Annotated in this window: 16 protein-coding genes; 8 read left to right on the top strand and 8 right to left on the bottom strand. The window is 75.2% G+C overall.

From position 1 onward, the window contains the following. The first annotated feature begins 31 nt into the window (after nucleotides 1–31). Nucleotides 32–361 carry a DNA-binding response regulator gene (locus SNE206_RS17070; RefSeq protein ID WP_407914223.1) on the top strand — a complete coding sequence of 110 codons (330 nt, stop codon included), beginning with the start codon at nucleotides 32–34 and terminating at the stop codon, nucleotides 359–361. Between the two features lie 55 nt (nucleotides 362–416). Further along, nucleotides 417–1,394: an acetylxylan esterase gene (locus SNE206_RS17065; RefSeq protein WP_407914222.1), complete on the top strand. Its 978-nt coding sequence runs from the start codon at nucleotides 417–419 to the stop codon at nucleotides 1,392–1,394. An 81-nt stretch (nucleotides 1,395–1,475) separates the two neighbouring features. On the opposite strand, the gene SNE206_RS17060 is transcribed toward SNE206_RS17065, so the two are convergent. Then, nucleotides 1,476–2,699, bottom strand: a complete 1,224-nt coding sequence (locus SNE206_RS17060) for a serine hydrolase domain-containing protein (RefSeq protein WP_407914221.1) — start codon at nucleotides 2,697–2,699, stop codon at nucleotides 1,476–1,478. A gap of 91 nt (nucleotides 2,700–2,790) precedes the next feature. Here SNE206_RS17060 and SNE206_RS17055 point away from each other — a divergent pair, with 91 nt between their 5' ends. Continuing rightward, the gene (locus SNE206_RS17055) at nucleotides 2,791–3,303 is read left to right on the top strand and encodes an NUDIX hydrolase (protein WP_407914220.1); all 513 of its coding nucleotides are present in this window, start codon (nucleotides 2,791–2,793) and stop codon (nucleotides 3,301–3,303) included. Here SNE206_RS17055 and SNE206_RS17050 read toward each other — a convergent pair. Further along, entirely contained in the window at nucleotides 3,276–3,902 is a 627-nt protein-coding gene (locus SNE206_RS17050) for a cytochrome b/b6 domain-containing protein (protein ID WP_407914219.1), read from the bottom strand. The two genes, SNE206_RS17055 and SNE206_RS17050, sit on opposite strands and share 28 nt — an antisense overlap. Beyond that, on the bottom strand, nucleotides 3,886–4,539 hold the full coding sequence (locus tag SNE206_RS17045) for a molybdopterin-dependent oxidoreductase (protein WP_407914257.1): 654 nt from the start codon (nucleotides 4,537–4,539) through the stop codon (nucleotides 3,886–3,888). The genes SNE206_RS17050 and SNE206_RS17045 overlap by 17 nt, the downstream gene beginning before the upstream one ends. Nucleotides 4,540–4,763: 224 nt before the next feature. Here SNE206_RS17045 and SNE206_RS17040 point away from each other — a divergent pair, with 224 nt between their 5' ends. The 3 genes from SNE206_RS17040 (at nucleotide 4,764) to SNE206_RS17030 (ending at nucleotide 10,204) form a co-directional block, all read left to right on the top strand. Further along, on the top strand, nucleotides 4,764–5,558 hold the full coding sequence (locus SNE206_RS17040; protein ID WP_407914218.1) for a TetR/AcrR family transcriptional regulator: 795 nt from the start codon (nucleotides 4,764–4,766) through the stop codon (nucleotides 5,556–5,558). Between the two features lie 106 nt (nucleotides 5,559–5,664). Beyond that, nucleotides 5,665–7,584, top strand: coding sequence for a hypothetical protein (locus tag SNE206_RS17035; protein ID WP_407914217.1), 1,920 nt, complete (start codon nucleotides 5,665–5,667; stop codon nucleotides 7,582–7,584). 367 nt (nucleotides 7,585–7,951) lie between these two features. After that, complete coding sequence (locus tag SNE206_RS17030) at nucleotides 7,952–10,204, top strand: glycosyl hydrolase family 18 protein (RefSeq protein WP_407914216.1); 2,253 nt, start codon at nucleotides 7,952–7,954, stop codon at nucleotides 10,202–10,204. A 58-nt stretch (nucleotides 10,205–10,262) separates the two neighbouring features. On the opposite strand, the gene SNE206_RS17025 is transcribed toward SNE206_RS17030, so the two are convergent. The 4 genes from SNE206_RS17025 to SNE206_RS17010 all read right to left on the bottom strand — a co-directional run bounded on the left by SNE206_RS17025 (nucleotide 10,263) and on the right by SNE206_RS17010 (nucleotide 15,141). Beyond that, nucleotides 10,263–10,952 carry a spermidine synthase gene (locus SNE206_RS17025; protein ID WP_407914215.1) on the bottom strand — a complete coding sequence of 230 codons (690 nt, stop codon included), beginning with the start codon at nucleotides 10,950–10,952 and terminating at the stop codon, nucleotides 10,263–10,265. Between the two features lie 208 nt (nucleotides 10,953–11,160). Then, nucleotides 11,161–11,433, bottom strand: a complete 273-nt coding sequence (locus tag SNE206_RS17020; protein ID WP_407914214.1) for a LapA family protein — start codon at nucleotides 11,431–11,433, stop codon at nucleotides 11,161–11,163. A gap of 85 nt (nucleotides 11,434–11,518) precedes the next feature. Next, nucleotides 11,519–13,309 (bottom strand): ABC transporter ATP-binding protein, encoded by a 1,791-nt coding sequence (locus tag SNE206_RS17015; protein WP_407914213.1) that lies wholly within the window; start codon nucleotides 13,307–13,309, stop codon nucleotides 11,519–11,521. Beyond that, on the bottom strand, nucleotides 13,288–15,141 hold the full coding sequence (locus tag SNE206_RS17010; RefSeq protein ID WP_407914212.1) for an ABC transporter transmembrane domain-containing protein: 1,854 nt from the start codon (nucleotides 15,139–15,141) through the stop codon (nucleotides 13,288–13,290). Before SNE206_RS17010 ends, SNE206_RS17015 begins: the two co-directional genes overlap by 22 nt. A gap of 418 nt (nucleotides 15,142–15,559) precedes the next feature. Between SNE206_RS17010 and SNE206_RS17005 the strand changes: the two genes are divergently transcribed. Further along, complete coding sequence (locus SNE206_RS17005) at nucleotides 15,560–16,414, top strand: aldo/keto reductase (protein ID WP_407914211.1); 855 nt, start codon at nucleotides 15,560–15,562, stop codon at nucleotides 16,412–16,414. A gap of 105 nt (nucleotides 16,415–16,519) precedes the next feature. Here the strand turns inward: SNE206_RS17005 and SNE206_RS17000 are convergent, their stop codons facing one another. Then, on the bottom strand, nucleotides 16,520–17,398 hold the full coding sequence (locus SNE206_RS17000) for a MarR family winged helix-turn-helix transcriptional regulator (protein ID WP_405014131.1): 879 nt from the start codon (nucleotides 17,396–17,398) through the stop codon (nucleotides 16,520–16,522). Between the two features lie 460 nt (nucleotides 17,399–17,858). On the opposite strand from SNE206_RS17000, the gene fabG reads away from it, so the two are divergent. Next, on the top strand, nucleotides 17,859–18,626 hold the full coding sequence (gene fabG, locus SNE206_RS16995; protein WP_407914210.1) for a 3-oxoacyl-ACP reductase FabG: 768 nt from the start codon (nucleotides 17,859–17,861) through the stop codon (nucleotides 18,624–18,626). Nucleotides 18,627–18,700 lie beyond the last annotated feature (74 nt).

The following is an 18,700-nucleotide window of genomic DNA, read 5'->3' as shown; positions in this document are numbered from 1 at the left end:
CATCCCACCCCCTCGTGGCAAGGAGGCCACCATGCACGCGACCACCACCCTGCACGCGCCCACCGCCCTGAACCGCGCCCGCACCCGGACGGCTGCACTGCCCGCGGCGGCCGCGCCGCACGGCCGACCCCAGCCCGCGCCGCAGCCGCAGACCCGGCGCCCCGCCACCGGTCTGCTCGCACCGGAGGAGCACCAGCTGCTCCTCCTCCTCGCGGAGGGGCTGCCGCTGGACGCCGTGGCCCGCCGGCTGTCGACGTCCAGCCGCACCCTGCGGCGGCGCATCCGCGTCCTGTGCGACCGCATCGGGGTGCGGACCCCGCTGCAGGCCGCGGTCTGGGCCGCCCGCCGCGGCCTGATCTGACCCGCCGAGTCCCGCCACCCGCCCCGCCGGGCCGCCCGCCGACCGAGGAGACGCCGTGCCGCTGACCGACCTGCCCCACGAGGAGCTGCTCCGCTACCGCCCCGAGGCGGCCGGGCCGGCCGACCTCGACGCCTTCTGGGACGGCACGCTCGCCGGTGCGCGGGCGCACGGCGACGGCGGCGCCCGCGTCACCCCCGTCGCCGGCAGCCTGCTGCGCAGCGTCGACGTGTACGACGTGCGCTTCCCCGGCTTCGGCGGGGAGCCGGTGGCGGCCTGGCTGCTGGTGCCGCGGGGCGCGGAGGGGCGGCGGCCGGCCGTCGTCGAGTACCTCGGCTACAGCCAGGGCCGCGGGCTGCCGGTGGAGCGGCTGCTCTTCGCCTCCGCGGGCTACGTCTCCCTGGTCGTGGACAGCCGCGGCCAGGGCAACGACACCCCGGACCCGCACCCCGGCGGCCCCCAGTGGGTCGGCGGGTTCATGACCCGCGGCGTGGAGTCGCCGGAGGGCTACTACTACCGGCGGCTGTACACCGACGCCGTGCGCGCCGTCGACTTCGTCCGCGGCCTGCCGCAGGTCGACCCGGACCGCGTGGTGGTGGCGGGCGGCAGCCAGGGCGGCGCGCTGGCGCTGGCGGCGGCGGCGCTCGCCGACGGGCTCGTCGCGGCCGCCCTGGTCGACGTGCCGTTCCTGCAGCACGTCCGGCGGGCCGTGGAGATCTCCTCCGACGGCCCGTACCGGGAGGTCGCCGAGTACCTGCGGTTCCACAGCCGCGGGAACGTCGAGCAGACGTTCGCCACGCTCGCGTACGCCGACGGGATGCACCTGGCCCCCCGGGCGACCGCGCCGGCGCTCTTCAGCGCGGCGCTGATGGACCCGGTCTGCCCGCCGTCCACGGTCTTCGCCTCGTACCACCGGTACGGCGGGAAGGCCGACATGGAGGTGTGGCCGTTCGGCGACCACGCCGGCGGGCGGTCCTCGCAGCAGCAGCGGCAGCTGGAGTGGCTGCGCGACCACGGCCTGGGGGTGGCGGACTGACGGGCACGGCCCGCCGTGCCCCGCGCGGGGCGTGGCGGCGCGGCGGGGTCCGTACGGGGTGCGGGGCGGCCGGCCGGGGCGTCAGCCGAGGCAGGTGCGGACGGCCGCCATCAGCGCCCGCGAGCGGATGTCTCCCGTCACGCCGGGCTGCATGCCGTTGGTGACGTAGCCGAAGCCGATGCCGAGCTCCGGGTCGGCGAAGCCCAGCGAACCGCCGCGTCCCGGGTGGCCGAAGCTCGCCGGGGAGGCCATCGGCGAGGTGCCGCCGTGCCGGAAGAAGCCGTGGCCGAAGGTCGTGTTGACGATCAGCACCTTGTCCGGGCCGCTGACCGCGGGGCCCATCGCCTCCTTCAGCACGTCCTGGCCGAACAGCGCGGGCAGCCGCTCCCCCGGCGTGCCGCCGTGCCGGTCGGCGGCGCCGATCAGCGCCGCGTAGAACCGCGCGACCGAGCGGGCCGTACCGATGCCGCCCGCCCCCGGCACCTCGGCGGCCTGCACCGCCGGGTCGTTCAGGTCGACGGTCGCGCGGACGGCGCCGAACGCCCGGCCGGTCAGCGACGTCGGGTCCTGGTAGGCGCGGACCACGGCGGCCTTCGGCCGCACCCGCAGGCCGTTCGGGCCCGTCTGCGCGGCCGGCGGCGCGGGCAGGTCGACCAGCTTCCCGACCCGGGGCGCGGCACCCGCGGGCAGGCCGATCCACAGGTCGAGGCCGAGCGGCCGGGTGATCTCCTCGGCCAGGTAGTGGCCGATGCTGCGCCCGCTCACCCGCCGGACGACCTCGCCGACCAGCCAGCCGAACGTGTACGGGTGGTAGCCGTGCGCGGTGCCCGGCTCCCAGGCGGGGGCCTGCGCGGCGACGGCCGCCGCCGCGGGCTCCCAGGTGAGCAGGTCCTCCAGGCGCAGCGGCACGTCGAGCACGGGCAGCCCGGCCTGGTGCGAGAGCAGCCAGCGGACCGGGATCCGTCCCTTGCCGGCGGCGGCGAACTCCGGCCAGTACGAGGCGACGGGCGCGTCCAGGTCGAGGGCGCCGCGCTGCACGAGGTGGAGCGCGGTGGCGGCGGTGAGGCCCTTGGTGACGGAGCGCAGCACCTGGGCGGTGTCGGCCGTCCACGGCACGGCGGGGGCGGGCCGGCCGCCGACCTCGGGGCGGGCGTCGCCGGCCCACAGGTCGACCACCTTGCGGCCGTCGGCGTACAGCGCGAACGCGGCGCCGAGCTCGCCGTACTCGCGGAAGTTGCGGGCGAAGGCCTCCCGGACGGGCTCGAAACCCTCCGCCGTCTCGCCCCAGATCTCGACCGCTGTCACGTGCCCGCCCTGCCTTCGCCTCGCCGGTGCCCCCCGGTCGAACGATAGTCCGGCAGCCCCGGCGGTGCCGACCCCGGTAGCGTGCTGCACCATGACGAACCCCGCCGAAGAGGTGCTGGACGTGGTCGACGCGCAGGACCGGGTGGTCGGCACCGCCACCCGCGCCGAGGTCTACCGCGACGGCCTCACCCACCGCTGCGTGTTCATCCTCGTCCGCGACCCGCAGGACCGGATCTTCGTGCACCGCCGCACCGACACCAAGCTCTTCGCCCCCGGCGCGTACGACTGCTTCGTCGGCGGCGTGGTCGGCGCGGGGGAGACGTACGGGCACGCGGCCGTCCGCGAGGCCGAGGAGGAGCTCGGCGTGCAGGGGGTGCGGCCGGTGCCGCTGTTCAAGTACCTCTACGCGGAGAACGGCCTGTCGTGGTGGTGCGACATCTACGAGGCCCGCTGGGACGGCCCGGTGCAGCCGCAGGTCGAGGAGGTCGCCTGGCACGGCTGGCTGACCCCGCAGGAGCTCGACGAGCGGCTGGCCGCATGGGAGTTCGTGTCGGACGGGCGCGAGGCCTACCGCCGCTACCTGGAGCTCCGCCGGTCGTCCTGAGGATCCCACTCGGGGTGCTCGCGGACGGCCCACAGCGGGTCGACGGACCCGGTGCGCATGCCGCGCCGGGCCTCCGGGTCGCGCACCGCCATCCAGACGTGGCCGCCCACCGCGACCGCCACGGCCACCGCCAGCCAGTCGTGGACGAAGGTCGCGCCGGTGCGCCACACCAGCGGCGCGAGGTGGGTGAACCACATCAGCAGCCCGGTGCCGAGCATGACGAGCACGGCACCGGCGATCCACGCCGCGTACAGCTTCTGCCCGGCGTTGAACTTGCCCGCCGGGCGGTCCCAGGAGCGGCGGCGCACCGCGCGCAGCCACTGCCGGTCGCTCGCGGTGAAGCGGTTGAGCCGCACCAGGTCGGCGCGCAGCGCGCGGGAGGCGAGCCCGAGCAGCAGCGGCACCGGCAGCATCAGGCCGCACCACTCGTGCACCACGACGACCAGCCGCCGCCGGCCGACCAGTTCGGAGACCGGCGGGTAGTAGAGCACCAGCGCGGTCGCCAGGCAGACCAGCATCAGGCCGGCCGTGGTCCGGTGCACCCACCGCTCGGCGCGGGCGAAGCGGCGGACCCTGCCGCCGTCAGCCGGTGGGGGCATCGTCGCGTCCGTTGGAGCGGCCGACCCAGGCGTCGACGTCATAGCCGTAGTTCTCCCAGTAGCCGGGCCGGACGGTGGGGGTGACGGTGATGCCGGAGAGCCACTTCGCCGACTTGTAGAAGTACATCGGCGCGACGTACAGCCGCACCGGGCCGCCGTGCGCGTGGGTCACCGGCCGGTCCTGCATCTTCACGGCGACCAGGACGTCGTCGCGGCGGGCCTGGTCGAGGGTGAGGCTCTCGGAGTACTCCCCGTCGAAGCAGGTGAAGCGGACGGCCGTGGCGCCGTCCCGCACCCCGGCGAGCTCCAGCAGCCGGCTGAGCCGCACCCCCTCGAAGGGCGTGCCCGGCACCCGCCAGCCGGTGACGCACTGCACGTCGTGCACGATCCGGGTCTGCTCCATCGCCAGCAGGTCCGCGAGGCGGTAGGAGGCGGGGCGCTCGACGAGGCCGTCCACCGTCAGCGCGTAGTCGGAGGCGTCCCGGTTCGGCACGGAGGACACCACCGAGTAGTACCGGAACCCCCCGCCGCCGGGCAGCACACCGCTCAGACCGGTCGGGTCGCGGCTGGTCACCGCCTCGACCGCGCGCTGCAGCGAGGGCCCGGCGGCGACGCCGGCCACGCCGAGGCCCAGCATGCCCAGCACCACCCGGCGTCCGACCGGCGTACCCGGTCCGGAGGATTCGTTCACACCACGATTCGACCACCCCTGCCCGCCCGGGACCAGGGGCAGCGGGTGTCCGTCAGACTTTCGTCAGGTCCTCGGCCGGACGGACGGGCGGACCGGCGGACGGGCGGACCGACGGACGGGCCCGCGACCGGACGATCATGCCGGGGGCCGGGCCTCGGTAGGGTGGCGCCATGGTTTCCCGTACGCCCCCGGCGGCGCCCAGCTCGGAGGAACAGCCCGGCCGCGCCGAGAAGGCCCCGCGCCGCCGCCTCAGCGTCGACGAGCGGCGGGAGCAGCTGATCACGGTGGCCCTGGACCTCTTCAGCCGCCACCCCCCGGAGGACGTCTCGATCGACGACATCGCGGCCGCCGCCGGCGCCTCCCGCCCGCTGGTGTACCACTACTTCCCCGGCAAGCAGGCGATCTACGAGGAGTCGCTGCGCCGGGCGGGCCGCGAGCTCGCCGCCCGCTTCGAGGAGCCCGCCGAGGGCCCGCTCTCCGAACGCCTCCTGCGGGTCATGGACCGCTACCTCGACTTCGTGGAGAGCCACGGCCCCGGCTTCGCCGCCCTGCTGCGCGGCGGCTCGGTGACGTCCGGGCCCGGCACCAGCGCGGTGATCGACGAGGTGCGGCGGGCCGCGCAGGAGCAGATCCTGCTGCACCTCGCCCCGGCCGAGCCCGGCCCGGGCGTGCGCCGCACCGTCCGGGCGTGGATCGCCAACGCCGAGATCAGCTCCCTCGACTGGCTCGGCGAACGCGCCGTACCCCGCGAGGCCCTGCAGCTGCAGCTGGTGCAGGAACTGGTCGCCGCGCTCGCCCTGACGGCGGCCCGCGAACCGGCGCTCGCCGCGGAGTTCGCGACGTTCCTCGCCGAGGAACGCGCGGACGGCCCGGCCGCCGGCCTGGCCCGCGACCTGCTGGGCCTGCTCGCCGTCGACGGCATGGCCGGGGCCCTGGCCCGCCTCGCCGGCGACGGCACGGCCTGACGTCACCGCCCGCACCGGCCCGGGTGCCGCCCGCACCGGCCGCGCCGTCCACCGGGTCTGATAGAAAGTGGACAGATTTTCCACCGAGAGCGAGGGGGCTCGGCGCATGACCCTGGACGGCTTCGCGGGCGCGGAGCGGATCGCGGCCACACTCGACGTACTGGCCGAGACACTGCTGGACGAACGGTCCACGCACTACCCGCTGGACACGCTGGCGGCCTTCCGCCGTGACGCCCACCCCTCCGCCGACGGGCTGTTCGGCCTGCGCCTCGGCACCGCCGGGACCGGCCTGCTGACGGTACGCGGGCTCGGCACCGTCGTCTCCGCCGGCACGGCGCGGCGCCCCGGCCCGGCGACCGGTGCGGTCGCCGCCCTGGCCGCCCGCTACGGCGCCGGCCACGTGCGCGGCGTCCCGGTCGGCGGCGGGGCCCCGGTCACCGCGGACGCCTTCCGGCTGCCCGTGGTGCCGGAGGCCGGCGACGCCGCACGGCGTCCGCCCTTCGCGCAGCCGCTGGCCGCGCTCGCCTCGGAGCGCCCCACCCGCGGACCGGAGGAGCTGTCCACCGGCTCCGGCGTGGAGGTGCGCCTGGTCGTGCCGTCCGTCTTCCACCCGCTGACCGCGCACGGCGACGGCGCGGCCGTGGCCGGCCACCTCGCCGAGGTCGCCGAGGAGCTCTTCGCGGGCAGCGGCCCCGCAGCCCGCCGCGAGTGGTCGGTGATCGCGGCGTCGCTCGCCGCCGGGGCCGCCGAGGCGGGCGTCGTGTTCGCCGGCCTCGCCGCGCTGCGCGCCGCCGGCCGCCTCACCCACGCCTCGCTGACCGTCGCCCTGCACCCCGTGCACGGCCCCGCCGACGAGACCGCCCACCGGCTCGCCGACGCCCGCCCGCACGCCGAGGTCTGGACGGTGCTGCTGCCCGCCGGACCGGCCGCCCTGCTGGTCGAACCGCGCAGCACCGCCGTGCCGGCCCCGTTCGGTGCGGACGGCGCGCAGCAGCGGGTCGCCGGTTCCGTGGTCGAGGCCTTCGTGCCGCTCCCGGACGGCGCCACGACGCTGACCCTCCAGCTCGGCACGGTGCAGGCGGAGGACTGGGAGCTCTACACCGAGGTGTTCGCGCAGGTCCTGCTGAGCGTCCAGCTCGGCTGGGACGGCGTCGTCCGCACCCGGCCCGCAGCCCAGGCCCAGGCTCAGGTTCAGGCCTCCGCACCCGCACCGCAGCCCGTCGTGGAGCAGCCGTACGCCCCGGCGCAGGCCGCTCCGGCGATGCCCCCGATGCCGCCCGCACCGCCCGTCGCACCCGTCACCGCACCCGCCGTGCCCGCACCTGCACCCGCACCCGCCGTGCCCGCCCCGGTGGCCGCCGTACCGGTCGCCGCCGTCGTGGAGCCCGCCCAGGAGAGGCCCAAGGGCACGCCGGTGCGCGTACCCCCGCCGGACTTCAACCCCTTCGCTCCCCCGGCCCCCGCCCCGGCCACACCCGCAGCTGAGCAGGACGCGCCCGGGCCCGGCAAGGGCACGCCGGTGCGCGTACCCCCGCCGGACTTCGACCCCTTCGCCCCGCCCGCCCCGACCGGCGGCGCTGCCGCCCCGGCGGCTCCCGCGCCCGCACCTGCGCCGGTGGCGGCGGCCCCCGCCCCGGCCACGGCCGATCCGTTCGGCACGGTGGTCGCCAACGCGCCGCTCGACCCGTTCGGCACCGTGACCACCGCCCCGGCGGCAGCGCCGGCGCCCCGGCCTGTCGCCGCACCCGTCCCGGTGGCGGCGGCCCCTGCGCCGGCCGGGCCCGGCAAGGGCACCCCGGTGCGCGTACCCCCGCCGGACTTCAACCCCTTCGCCCCGCCCGCCCCGGCCCCCGCCGCCGAGGCGGAGGAGGAGGTCGCGGCGCCCGGCAAGGGCACCCCGGTGCGCGTGCCCCCGCCGGACTTCGACCCCTTCGCCCCGCCCGCCCCCACCTCGGCCGCACCCGCCGCCCCCGTCGCGGAGCAGGCCGCACCGGAGGCGCCCCCGGCGTACCACCCCTTCGGCTGAGGCCGGCGGACGCACGCCCGGCGACGGCCGGGCGGGTCGGGTGCCCTGCGCACCGGCCCGCCCGGCCGTCGGCCGTTCCGGACGCCCCCGCCGCCGTCCGCCGCTGCGTCTTCCACTGCCTCCGGCGTCCGATCGGCGTCGACGATCCGTCACATGTCCGTCACCGTGCGATGGTCCAGACCTATTGCCCTTCCGTCCGGAGGTCCCTACGCTCCCGGACAGGACCTCCACGGCAACCCGACGGCCCCGAGGACCCGGCTCCGCCGCGCCGTCGCGGCCGGAGCCCTGCACCTGGCACCTTCCCCACAGGTCGCGGAGCCCTGGTCCGGTGACGGTCCGGCGTGCTCCCGGACAGGAGCTCACACCCATGCGCAGACGTCGGTTCCGCCTCCCGCTGCTCGCCGCGGGCACCCTGCTCGCACCGTTCCTCGCGGTGGCGCTCCCCGCCACCGCGGCGCACGCCGCCGGTGCGACCGCCACCTTCACCAAGGACCAGGACTGGGGCACCGGTTACGGTGGCAGCTACACCATCACCAACGGCAGCACGGCCCCGATCAACGGCTGGACGCTCGAGTTCGACCTGCCCACCGGCAACACCGTGGGCTCGCTGTGGAACGCGACCTACACCACCGCCGCCTCGCACGTCACCGTGAAGAACCCGAGCTGGCAGCCGGTCATCGCCGCCGGCGCCTCGTACAACTTCGGCTTCAACATCGCCTACTCGGGCGCGTACGCGCCGCTCGCCAACTGCAAGCTCAACGGCAGTCCGTGCAGCGGCGGCGGGGGCGACACCACCGCACCCACCGCACCCGGCGGCCTGACCGGCGCGCTCAGCGGCACCAACGGCGCCGCGCTCTCCTGGACGGCCTCCACCGACAACGTCGGCGTCACGGGCTACGACGTGCTGGAGGGCACCACCAAGCGGGCCACCGTGACCGGCACCTCGGCCACCGTCACCGGTCTCGCGGCGGGCGCGCACGGCTTCACCGTGGTCGCCTTCGACGCCGCGGGCAACCGCTCGGCCGCGGCCGGTCCGGTCACCGTGACCGTGCCGGGCACCACCGACACCCAGCCGCCGACCACGCCCGGCACCCCCCTCGCCACGGGCAGCACGGCGAGCTCGGTCTCGCTCACCTGGGGCGCGGCCACGGACAACGTCGGGGTGACCGCCTACGACGTGTACAACGGCGGCACGATCGCCACCACCGTGAGCGGCACCAGCGCCACCGTCGGCGGTCTGGCCGCCGACACCGCCTACACCTTCACGGTGAAGGCGCGGGACGCCGCGGGCAACACCTCAGCGGCCTCCAACGCGGTCACCGCCCGCACCCAGAAGGGAGGCGGGGGCAGCGCCGGCCTGAAGATCGGCTACTTCACGCAGTGGTCGATCTACGCGCGCGGCTACAGCGTGAAGCAGTTGGAGACCTCCGGCAGCGCCGCGAAGCTCACCACGCTGAACTACGCGTTCGCCAACATCCACCCGACGACCAAGCAGTGCTTCATCACCAACAAGGCGGCCGGCAACGACTCCGACCCGAACGCCGGTGACGGCGCGGGCGACGCCTGGGCCGACTTCGGCAAGGGCTGGGACGCGGGCACCTCCGTGGCCGGCACCACCGACACCTGGGACCAGCCGCTGGCCGGCAACTTCAACCAGCTCAAGCAGCTGAAGGCCAAGCACCCCGCCCTGAAGATCCAGATCTCGCTCGGCGGCTGGTCGTACAGCAAGTGGTTCTCCGACGCGGCCTCCACCGACGCCTCCCGCAAGGCGCTCGTGAGCTCCTGCATCGACATGTACATCAAGGGCAACCTGCCGGTGATCGACGGCCGCGGCGGCGCCGGCTCGGCGGCGGGCATCTTCGACGGCATCGACCTCGACTGGGAGTGGCCGAACTCCGACGGGCACCTCGGCAACGTCTTCAAGCCCGCCGACAAGGCCAACTACACCCTGCTCGCCCAGGAGTTCCGCCGCCAGCTGGACGCCCTGGGCACCACCAACGGCAAGCACTACACGCTGAGCGCCTTCCTGCCGGCCGACCCGGCGAAGATCTCCGCGGGCATCGACATCCCCGGCCTGTTCGGCGCCTTCGACTTCGCCACCGTGCAGGGCTACGACTACCACGGCGCGTGGGAGCCGACCACCAACCAGCAGTCCGCGCTGACCCTCCCGGCCGGTGACCCCAGTGCCGCCGACCGCCGGTTCAGCTCCGAGATCGCCATCAACGCCTACGTCGGCGGCGGCGCGCCGAAGAGCAAGCTGACCCTCGGCATCCCGTTCTACGGACGCGGCTGGCAGGGCGTGCCGCGCGGCACCACCAACGGCCTGTTCCAGTCCTCCACCGGTGCCGCACCCGGCTCCTACGAGGCCGGGTACGAGGACTACCACAAGCTCAAGGAGATGGCCGCGAGCGGCGGTTACACCATCTACCGCGACCCGGTGGCCGGTCACGCGTACATCTACAACGGGAACGTCCTCTACACCTACGACGACCCCACGGAGATCGCCCGCAAGACCGCGTGGATCAAGGCACAGGGGCTGGCGGGGGCCATGGTCTGGTCCTTCGACGGCGACACCGCCGGCGGTGAACTCATGACCGCGGTGGACAACGGCCTGAAGTGACGGGCCCGTTCACCGGCGACAGCCGGTGACGTTCGGCAACGGCCGGTGACAGCCGGCGTCACGCGCGGCGTGCCAGGTGCACCGCATCGGGCACGCCGCGTGCGACCGCCACCTCCAGGGTGTGCACGTCGGCGAAACCCGCCGCCCGCAGCGCGTCCTCGAAGGCCGCGGACGGCTTCGCGCTCCACACCGCCAGCACCCCGCCGGGGTTGAGCCGCCGCCGGGCGGCGGCCAGCCCCGCCGGGCCGTACAGGCCGTCGTTGGCGTCGTCCACCGTCCAGTCCGGCCCGTTGTCGATGTCGAGGCAGAGCGCGTCGTACGACGGGCCCGGCCCGGCCAGGTGGGCGACCAGGTCGGTGTGCAGCACCACCACCCGCGGATCGTCCAGCGCCCCGGCGGAGTACGCGGCGAGCGGTCCGGTCCGGTGCCAGTCGATCACCGCGCCCTCCCGCTCCGCGACCGCGACGGCGCCCCAGCGCGGCTCGGCCGCCGCGTACGCGAGCGAGAAGCCCACCCCCAGGCCGCCGATGAGCACCGAGGGCCGCGGCGCGTCCAGCCGGTCCAGGGCCGCCTGGACGAGGAGGCGCTCGGAACGGCCGTCCGCGGTGTCCATCAGGAAGCACCCGTTGGCGATGATCTCCAGGTGCCCGCCACGGCGCCGCAGCACCACCTCGCCGTACGGCCCCTCGCGCCGGTCCAGCGTGACGGGGGCGTCGTCGGCTGCGTCCCTGACGGGCAGTTGGGTCATCGGACGGCACCTCACGGGAGTTCAGGTCGTGTCCATCCGACCTTAACCGGCCGCGGCGCACCGGGGCACGTCGAACACCCGTCCCGGCACCGACCGCCGCCGGGACGGGGCCCCGTGACACCCCCTCAGGTCGGCGCGCGGCCCGGCCCGCGGCCACCCCGGCGGGCGGCACGGCGCCGGGGCCGGTCAGTCCGGCGGGGCGGCGGGCTCACCGGTCCCGGCGGCCCTTGAGCAGCCAGCCGAGCACGCCGCCGGCCAGGAGGGTGGCCAGCAGGGCGACCCAGAGCGGCGCCGTCACGGTGAACACCCAGAACTGGATCTTCACCTTGTCGAGGTTGGCGAAGAGGAACCAGACCGCGAGCACCACGAGGACGCCGATGGCGATGTAGCGGGTCGGAACGCCCGCGATCTCGCCCCGCAGCCTGCCGTCCTTCGGACCACCCGTCGTGCCGCCGGAGGAACCACCCGATGTCTTGGTCACCCTGCCAGTCTGCTCCGGTACGGCACGGTTTTCCGGTATTGCGCCGCCCGCTCCGCCCCGGGCGGCGCAATACCGGCCCCGGTTCTCAGCGTTCGTCGCGCCACGACCTCCACAGCGCCGCGTACGCGCCGTCGGCCGCGACCAGCTCCGGGTGGCTGCCGTACTCGCTGATCCGGCCCTGCTCGACGACGGCGATCACGTCCGCGTCGTGCGCGGTGTGCAGGCGGTGGGCGATCGCGACGACCGTCCGCCCGTCCAGCACGCGGGCGAGCGAGCGCTCCAGGTGCCGGGCGGCCCGCGGGTCGAGCAGCGAGGTCGCCTCGTCCAGGACGAGGGTGTGCGGGTCGGCCAGGACGAGCCGGGCCAGCGCGAGCTGCTGGGCCTGGGCCGGGGTCAGTGCGGTGCCGCCCGCGCCCACCTCGGTGTCCAGGCCCTCCGGCAGGGCGTCGGCCCACTCCGCGGCGTCGACGGCGGCGAGCGCGGCGCGCAGTTCGGTGTCGTCCGCGTCCGGCCGGGCGAGCCGCAGGTTGTCACGCAGCGTGCCGACGAAGACGTGGTGCTCCTGGTTGACCAGGGCCACCTCGGTGCGGACCCGCTCGGCGGGCATGGCGGCGAGTTCGGCACCGCCGAGGGTCACCCGTCCGCGGCCCGGGGCGTAGATGCCCGCGAGGAGCCGTCCGAGCGTCGACTTGCCCGCCCCGGACGGGCCGACCAGGGCCACCCGGGTGCCGGGGGCGACGTCGAGGCTGATGCCGTGCAGCACGTCGGCGCCCTCCCGGTAGCCGAAGCGCACCTCCTCGGCGGTGACGCGCCGGCCGTCCGGGTGGAGCGAGCCGTCGGTGTCCGGGTCCTCGACCTCGCGTACGCCGACCAGCCGCGCCAGGGAGGCCTGGCCGATCTGCAGCTCGTCGTACCAGCGCAGGATCAGGTCGACGGGGTGCACGAGCGCCTGGGCGTAGAGCACCCCGGCGGTGAGCCGGCCGACGTCGATCCAGCCGTGCACGGTGAGGAGGCCGCCGAGGGTGAGGGTGCCGAGCACGGCGAGTGCGTACGTCGCGTCGACGGTGGGGAACCAGACCGAGCGCAGCCAGAGCGTGTAGCGCTCCCACGCCGCCCACTCGCCGATCTTGCGGTCGGTCAGCCGGATCCGGGCGTCCCCGAGGCGCAGCGCCTCGACGGTGCGCCCGGCGTCGACGGTCTCGGCGAGCACGGTGTTGACCGCGGCGTACCCGGCCGACTCGGCCCGGTAGGACTGCGGGGCGCGCCGGAAGTACCAGCGGGAGCTGGCGAGCAGCAGCGGCAGGCCGATCAGCGAGGTGGCGGCGAGCAGCGGCGAGGTGATCAGGAGCGCGCCGAGGACGAGGACGACGGAGACCACGGCGACGGCGAGTTCGGGGACGGCCTCGCGGACGGACTTGGCGAGCCGGTCGATGTCGGTGGTGCCGCGGGAGACGAGGTCGCCGGTGCCGGCGCGTTCGAGGACGCCGGGCGGCAGGGCGACCGAGCGGACGAGGAAGTCCTCGCGGAGGTCGGCGAGGACCTCCTCGCCGAGGATGCTGCCGCGCAGCCGCGACAGTCCCATGAAGACGGACTGCACGACGAGCGCGCCGAGGTACCAGGTGACGGCGCCGAGGATGCGGTCGGCGGCGGTGCCGTCGGCGAGCGAGTCCACGAGGGAGCCGAGCACCCACGGGCCGACGAGGCCGGCCACGGTGGCCACGGCGTGCAGGGCGACGACGGTGGTGAAGCCGAGCCGGTGGCGGCGGGCGAGCAGCCGCACGTAGGCGCGGACGGTGGCCGGGCCGGCCACCGGGAGCATGGTGGCCGGTCCCTGCTCCTGGGTGCTGGGGGGCTTCAGCCCTCCTGGGATGCGCATACCGCCTCCTCGGGGGTGCGGCCGGCCGCCGGGGCGCCGGGGGCGGGGGTCGGGGTGGGGGTGGTCGGGGTCGGGGCGGGGTCGTCCTCGCGGGTGACGACGGCGCGGTACCGCGGTTCGTCGGCCATCAGGTCGCGGTGGGTGCCGTCGGCGACGACCCGGCCGTCCTGGATCAGCACGACGGTGTCGGCCTGGTCGAGCAGCAGCGGGCTGGTCGCGAGGACGACGGTGGTGCGTCCGCCGCGCAGTTTGCGCAGTCCGGCGGCGATCCTGGATTCGGTGTGCGCGTCGACGGCGCTGGTGGGTTCGTCCATGACGAGCACCGGCGGGTCGGCCACGAGGGCGCGGGCCAGGGCGAGCCGTTGGCGCTGGCCGCCGGAGAGGGAGCGGCCGCGTTCGGTGATGCGGGCGCGCATCGGGTCGCCGTCGCACTCGGGCGAGCCGTCGACGAGGGCGTCGAGGACGTCCTCCGCGCGGGCGGCGGCGAGTGCGTCGGCGAGGTCGACGCGGCCGGCGCCGGGGACGTCGAGGAGTTCGGCGAGCGTGCCGGAGAGCAGCACGGGCTCCTTGTCGTGGACGAGGACGGCGGCGCGGGCGTCGGCCAGCGGGACGCGGTCGAGGGGGGTGCCGCCGAGCCGGACGGACGGCGTGGGCTGCTCGTCCTCGGCCCGTGGCACGTGGCCGCCGAGGCGGGCGGCGAGCGCGCCGGCGAAGTCCGGGTCGCCGCAGACGACGGCGGTGAGCCGTCCGGCGCGGGCGGTCAGCCCGGTCAGCGGGTCGTGGAGGTCGGACCGCTCGGGGCGGGTGAGGGCGGCGTCGGCGGCGTCGGTGTCCGCGGTGCGCCGGAGTGCGAGGACGCGGGTGGCCCGGCCGGCGGAGACCCGGGCGACGGACCAGGCGTGGGCGGCCTCGCCGAGGATGCGCAGCGGTGCGGCAAGGAAGGCGGTCGCTCCGTACACGGCGACGAGTTCGCCGATGGTGAGCCGCCCGGTGGCGGCGAGGTGGGCGCCGTACCAGGTGACGCCGACGACGAAGAGGCCTGGCAGGAGGACCTGCTGGGCCTGCATGAGGGACCAGATCCGGGCGGCGCGGACGGCGGCGCCGCGCACCTTCTGGGAGGCGGCGCGGTAGCGGTCGAGGAAGAGCTTCTCGCCGCCGATGCCGCGCAGGACGCGCAGGCCGGCGACGGTGTCGGCGGCGAGTTCGGTGGCCTTGCCGCCGAGGGCGCGCTGCTCGGCGTAGCGGCGTTCGAAGGGGCCGAGCAGCGGCCAGACGGACGCGGCGAGGACGGGGACGCCGAGCAGGACGGCGCTGCCGAGGAGGGGCTGGCGGACGAGCACGACGAGGCTGACGCCGAGCCAGACGATGACGGCGGCCCGGACGCGGGCGGTGAGCTCCACGTACCAGCCGATCTTCTCGACGTCTCCGCTGCTGACGGCGACGATCTCGCCGGTGGCGATGCGGCTGGAGAGGCCGGCGCCGAGGTGGGAGGCCTGCCGGGCGACGAGCTGGCGGACGTGGGCGGCGCAGGTGATCCAGTTCCAGACGGCCTGGCGGTGCAGCAGCACGGTGCCGGTGGCCTGGACGGCGGCGAGGAGGACGGCGAGGGCTCCGGCCCGCAGGATCGCGGCGGTGTCGCCGTCGACGGCGCCCTGGATGCCGAGGCCGAGGGCGAGCGGCAGGGCGGCCTGGCAGCCCATCTCCAGGACGCCCCAGCAGGTGGCGAGCACCTGGCCGCGTCGCTGGGAGCGGGAGAGCCAGCGCAGGAAGCCCAGCGGGGTGGTGAGGTCGGGACTGCCGGGGTCGGGCAACGGCAGGGGTGTGAGCGGCATGACGCTCCGTTACGGGTGGTACGGGACAGTGGGCGCGCGGGCCCGGGTCTCGGGCACGGCTTGGGGCCCGGCGGCAGGTGCTGCGGCCTGGGCGGGGAGGAGGCGGTGGCGGCGGGGGACCGCTCGGGGGCGGCGGGGCGCCCGACCGCTCGGAGGCGGAGTTCAGGACATCATGGTCACCGAGCGTGCCCGCTCGGCAGCGGCCCGCGCAACAGGTTTTCCGCCCGGCCCGAGGGGTTCCGGCCACGGATCGGTGCGCTCGACGTGAAGGCCCGGGCGTGACCGGTGAATACGGGGTGGGGGGCCGGGGCGGGTTCGGCGGTCCGGGAAGAATTCCCTCCGGACGGGAATGATCCTCCGGTGCCGGAAGTTGGGCGCTTGCGGAAGCCGTCGGACGACCAGGAGGGCACCCCTTCCCGTGAGCACCATTCCCACTGTCACGCTCAACAACGGCGCGGTGATCCCGCAGCTCGGGTTCGGCGTCTGGCAGGTCCCGGACGCGGAGGCGGCGCCGGCCGTCGGCGCGGCGATCGAGGCGGGTTACCGCTCGATCGACACCGCGTCCGTCTACGAGAACGAGACCGGCACGGGCACGGCGATCGCCGGGTCGGGCGTCGCCCGCGAGGAACTGTTCGTCACCACCAAGCTGTGGAACTCGGGCACCGTGGACTGGTCCGGCCGTCAGGGCCGGGACGCCGTGCTCCGCGCGTTCGACGACTCGCTGGCCAAGCTGCGCCTGGACCACGTCGACCTGTACCTCATCCACTGGCCGCGGCCGATGCACGGCACGTTCGGCAACGTGTGGAAGGCGTTCGAGGAGCTGGCCGCGGACGGCCGCGCCCGCTCGGTCGGCGTCTCGAACTTCGGCCCGCAGCAGCTGGAGGTGCTGCTGCAGGAGAGCGCGGTGGTGCCGGTGCTCAACCAGGTCGAGCTGCACCCGTACTTCCCGCAGCTGGAGCTGCGGGCCTTCCACGACGAGCACGGCATCGCGACCGAGGCGTGGAGTCCGCTCGGTCAGGGCGGGGCGCTGCTGGGCGAGCCGGTGCTGGCGCGGATCGCGGAGAAGCACGGCCGCACGCCGGCCCAGGTGGTGCTGCGCTGGCACCTGCAGAGCGGGGTGATCGCGATCCCGAAGTCGGTGACGCCGGCGCGGATCAAGGAGAACATCGACGTGGCCGGCTTCGAGCTGGACGCCGACGACCTCACGGGGATCGCCGGGATCGGGAACGGCGGCCGGATCGGCCCGGACCCGCAGGCCTTCGACTGGAACTGACCGTGCGGTGCCGCGGATCCGTCCGCGGCACGACCGAGGGCCGCCACCCCGCACAGGTGACGGCCCTCGGGCAGCGGACCGGGCGAGCCCGTCCGTGCCGAATCGTTACGCCTCGTCGGCCAGCCGCGCCGTCTTGGCGAGCAGCACCAGCGCGGCCTGGTGCTCGTGCGGCTCCAGCGGGCCGAGCAGCAGCTCCTGCACCTCCCGCACTCCGGAGGCGGAGCGGTGGAGCAGCTCCTGTCCGGCGGGCGAGAGCGAGAGCAGGTTGCGACGGCCGTCGGACGGGTCGCGGCGGCGCAGGACGAGACCGCGCCGGACGAGCCGGCTGACCATCTCCGCCATGGTGGCCTTGTCGAGCGAGGCGAGCTCGCCGACCGTTCGCTGGTCCGCACCCGGCTCCGATTCGAGCGCGTCCAGCACCGCATACTGGGGCGCGGTCAGCTCGACGCCGACCTTCTCGGACCAGAGCTTGGTGTGCACCTGCTGTGCCACCCTGATGAGATAGCCGATCGCACGCTGCGCGTCCAGCAGCGGTCGGGCGTCGGTCAGTGCCGCGACCGCAGCCGGCTCCAGACGGGCTATCCTTGCCATGACCCGGACGATTTCGATCTGTTCGTCGGGGGTGAGCGGCTCGAAGAGCGTCCGCTGGACGCGGACGACCCCTCCGGTCGCCTCGCGGACCGCCTGGGCCCCGTTCTGCGACAGGGCCAGGAGCTTGCGCCGGCCGTCCGCCGGATCGCGACGCCGCAGCACCAGGCCGCGCCGTACCAGTCGGGCCACCATCTCGGCCATCGTCGCCTTGTCCAGCGACGCCCGTTCGCCGACGGTGCGCTGGTCGGCACCGGGCTCCAGGGCGAGCGCGAGGAGCACGGCGAACTGCGGAGCCGTGAGGTCGGCTCCGACGTGCTCGGACCACAAGCGGGTGTGCACCTGCTGGGCCACGCGGATGAGGTGTCCGGGCGACTGCTGCAGTCGTCCGGCCACGCGGGTTGTCGGGATCTCCCCCAGCACCATGAAATCCGTCCCGGTGTCACGCTCGGTGTGTGTGGGACACCCGAGCGGGGCAGTAACGGCGAGTAAGCGACCTGCTGTGTGGGAGGGCGCGCCAGCCGTGCAGCCGGTGGCTGCTGGCGCACACTATACAAACGGTCGAGCCGCCCTGGCAGGCAGGGGCTGATAGTAGTCGCATGTTCGGCAAAGTTGGCATATTTCCGCCATCTGTCGGGCCCACGACAGGACGCGTTTCGCCCGTCCGGCCGCACCGCCGCCTTCACCCTGCGTCACCTGCGACTCTTCACCCTGGCCCGGAAGGCTACCCGCCGGTAGGGTGTTCGCCCAGCACGCTGTGTACCACCTTTCACCCCGGGCCCGCTCCGGGGAGCTCTCGGGTCGGCACCGCTCTCGGGGCCGCCCGTCCCACCCTCCGAGAGAGACGAGTACGAGCATGACCGAGCAGTCCAGCACCGTCCGGGTCGCGATCGTCACGGGCGCCGCCCGCGGCATCGGCGCGGCGACCGCGCTCCGGCTGGCCGCGGACGGGTACGCCGTCGCGGTCGTCGACCTGGAGGAGTCGGCCGGCAAGCAGACCGCGGACGCGATCGTCGCCGCGGGCGGCCGGGCGCTCGCCGTCGGCGCCGACGTCTCCGACGCCGGCCAGGTGCAGGCCGCCGTCGACCGGATCGCCGCCGAACTCGGCACCCCCGTGGTGCTGGTGAACAACGCCGGGGTGCTCCGCGACAACCTGCTGTTCAAGATGTCGGAGTCCGACTGGGACACCGTCATGGACGTCCACCTCAAGGGTGCGTTCCTGATGACCCGTGCGGTGCAGAAGCACATGGTGGACGCCGGGTTCGGACGGATCGTCAACCTCTCCTCCTCGTCGGCGCAGGGCAACCGCGGCCAGGCCAACTACTCGGCCGCCAAGGCCGGTCTGCAGGGCTTCACCAAGACCCTGGCGATCGAGCTCGGCAAGTTCGGCATCACGGCCAACGCCGTCGCGCCGGGCTTCATCGCCACCGACATGACGGCCGCCACCGCGGCGCGCGTCGGCATGGAGTTCGAGGCCTTCAAGCAGGCCGCCGCCACCCAGATCCCGGTCAACCGGGTCGGCACGCCGGACGACATCGCGCACACCATCTCCTTCTTCGCCAGCGAGGGTGCCGGGTTCGTCTCCGGCCAGGTCGTGTACGTCGCCGGCGGACCGCTCGACTGACCCGCCGGCCGGCGCCCCCGCCGACGCCCGGCGGGGGCCTTCACCGGCCGGGCGCAGGGCCTCCACCGGTCCGA

The sequence above is a fragment of the Kitasatospora sp. NE20-6 genome (assembly GCF_045862635.1).
Note: the sequence above shows the minus strand (reverse complement) of the source record. Positions and strands in the feature narration are given on the sequence as shown.

What these genes read in the sequence shown, in the direction of transcription:
- SNE206_RS17050 (WP_407914219.1), bottom strand. Translation starts at nt 3,902, where the DNA reads ATGCCCCCACCGGCTGACGGCGGCAGGGTCCGCCGCTTCGCCCGCGCC.
- SNE206_RS17025 (WP_407914215.1), bottom strand. Translation starts at nt 10,952, where the DNA reads ATGACCCAACTGCCCGTCAGGGACGCAGCCGACGACGCCCCCGTCACG.
- SNE206_RS17040 (WP_407914218.1), top strand. Translation starts at nt 4,764, where the DNA reads ATGGTTTCCCGTACGCCCCCGGCGGCGCCCAGCTCGGAGGAACAGCCC.
- SNE206_RS17015 (WP_407914213.1), bottom strand. Translation starts at nt 13,309, where the DNA reads ATGCGCATCCCAGGAGGGCTGAAGCCCCCCAGCACCCAGGAGCAGGGA.
- SNE206_RS17035 (WP_407914217.1), top strand. Translation starts at nt 5,665, where the DNA reads ATGACCCTGGACGGCTTCGCGGGCGCGGAGCGGATCGCGGCCACACTC.
- SNE206_RS17045 (WP_407914257.1), bottom strand. Translation starts at nt 4,539, where the DNA reads ATGCTGGGCCTCGGCGTGGCCGGCGTCGCCGCCGGGCCCTCGCTGCAG.
- SNE206_RS17030 (WP_407914216.1), top strand. Translation starts at nt 7,952, where the DNA reads ATGCGCAGACGTCGGTTCCGCCTCCCGCTGCTCGCCGCGGGCACCCTG.
- fabG (WP_407914210.1), top strand. Translation starts at nt 17,859, where the DNA reads ATGACCGAGCAGTCCAGCACCGTCCGGGTCGCGATCGTCACGGGCGCC.
- SNE206_RS17010 (WP_407914212.1), bottom strand. Translation starts at nt 15,141, where the DNA reads ATGCCGCTCACACCCCTGCCGTTGCCCGACCCCGGCAGTCCCGACCTC.
- SNE206_RS17070 (WP_407914223.1), top strand. Translation starts at nt 32, where the DNA reads ATGCACGCGACCACCACCCTGCACGCGCCCACCGCCCTGAACCGCGCC.
- SNE206_RS17055 (WP_407914220.1), top strand. Translation starts at nt 2,791, where the DNA reads ATGACGAACCCCGCCGAAGAGGTGCTGGACGTGGTCGACGCGCAGGAC.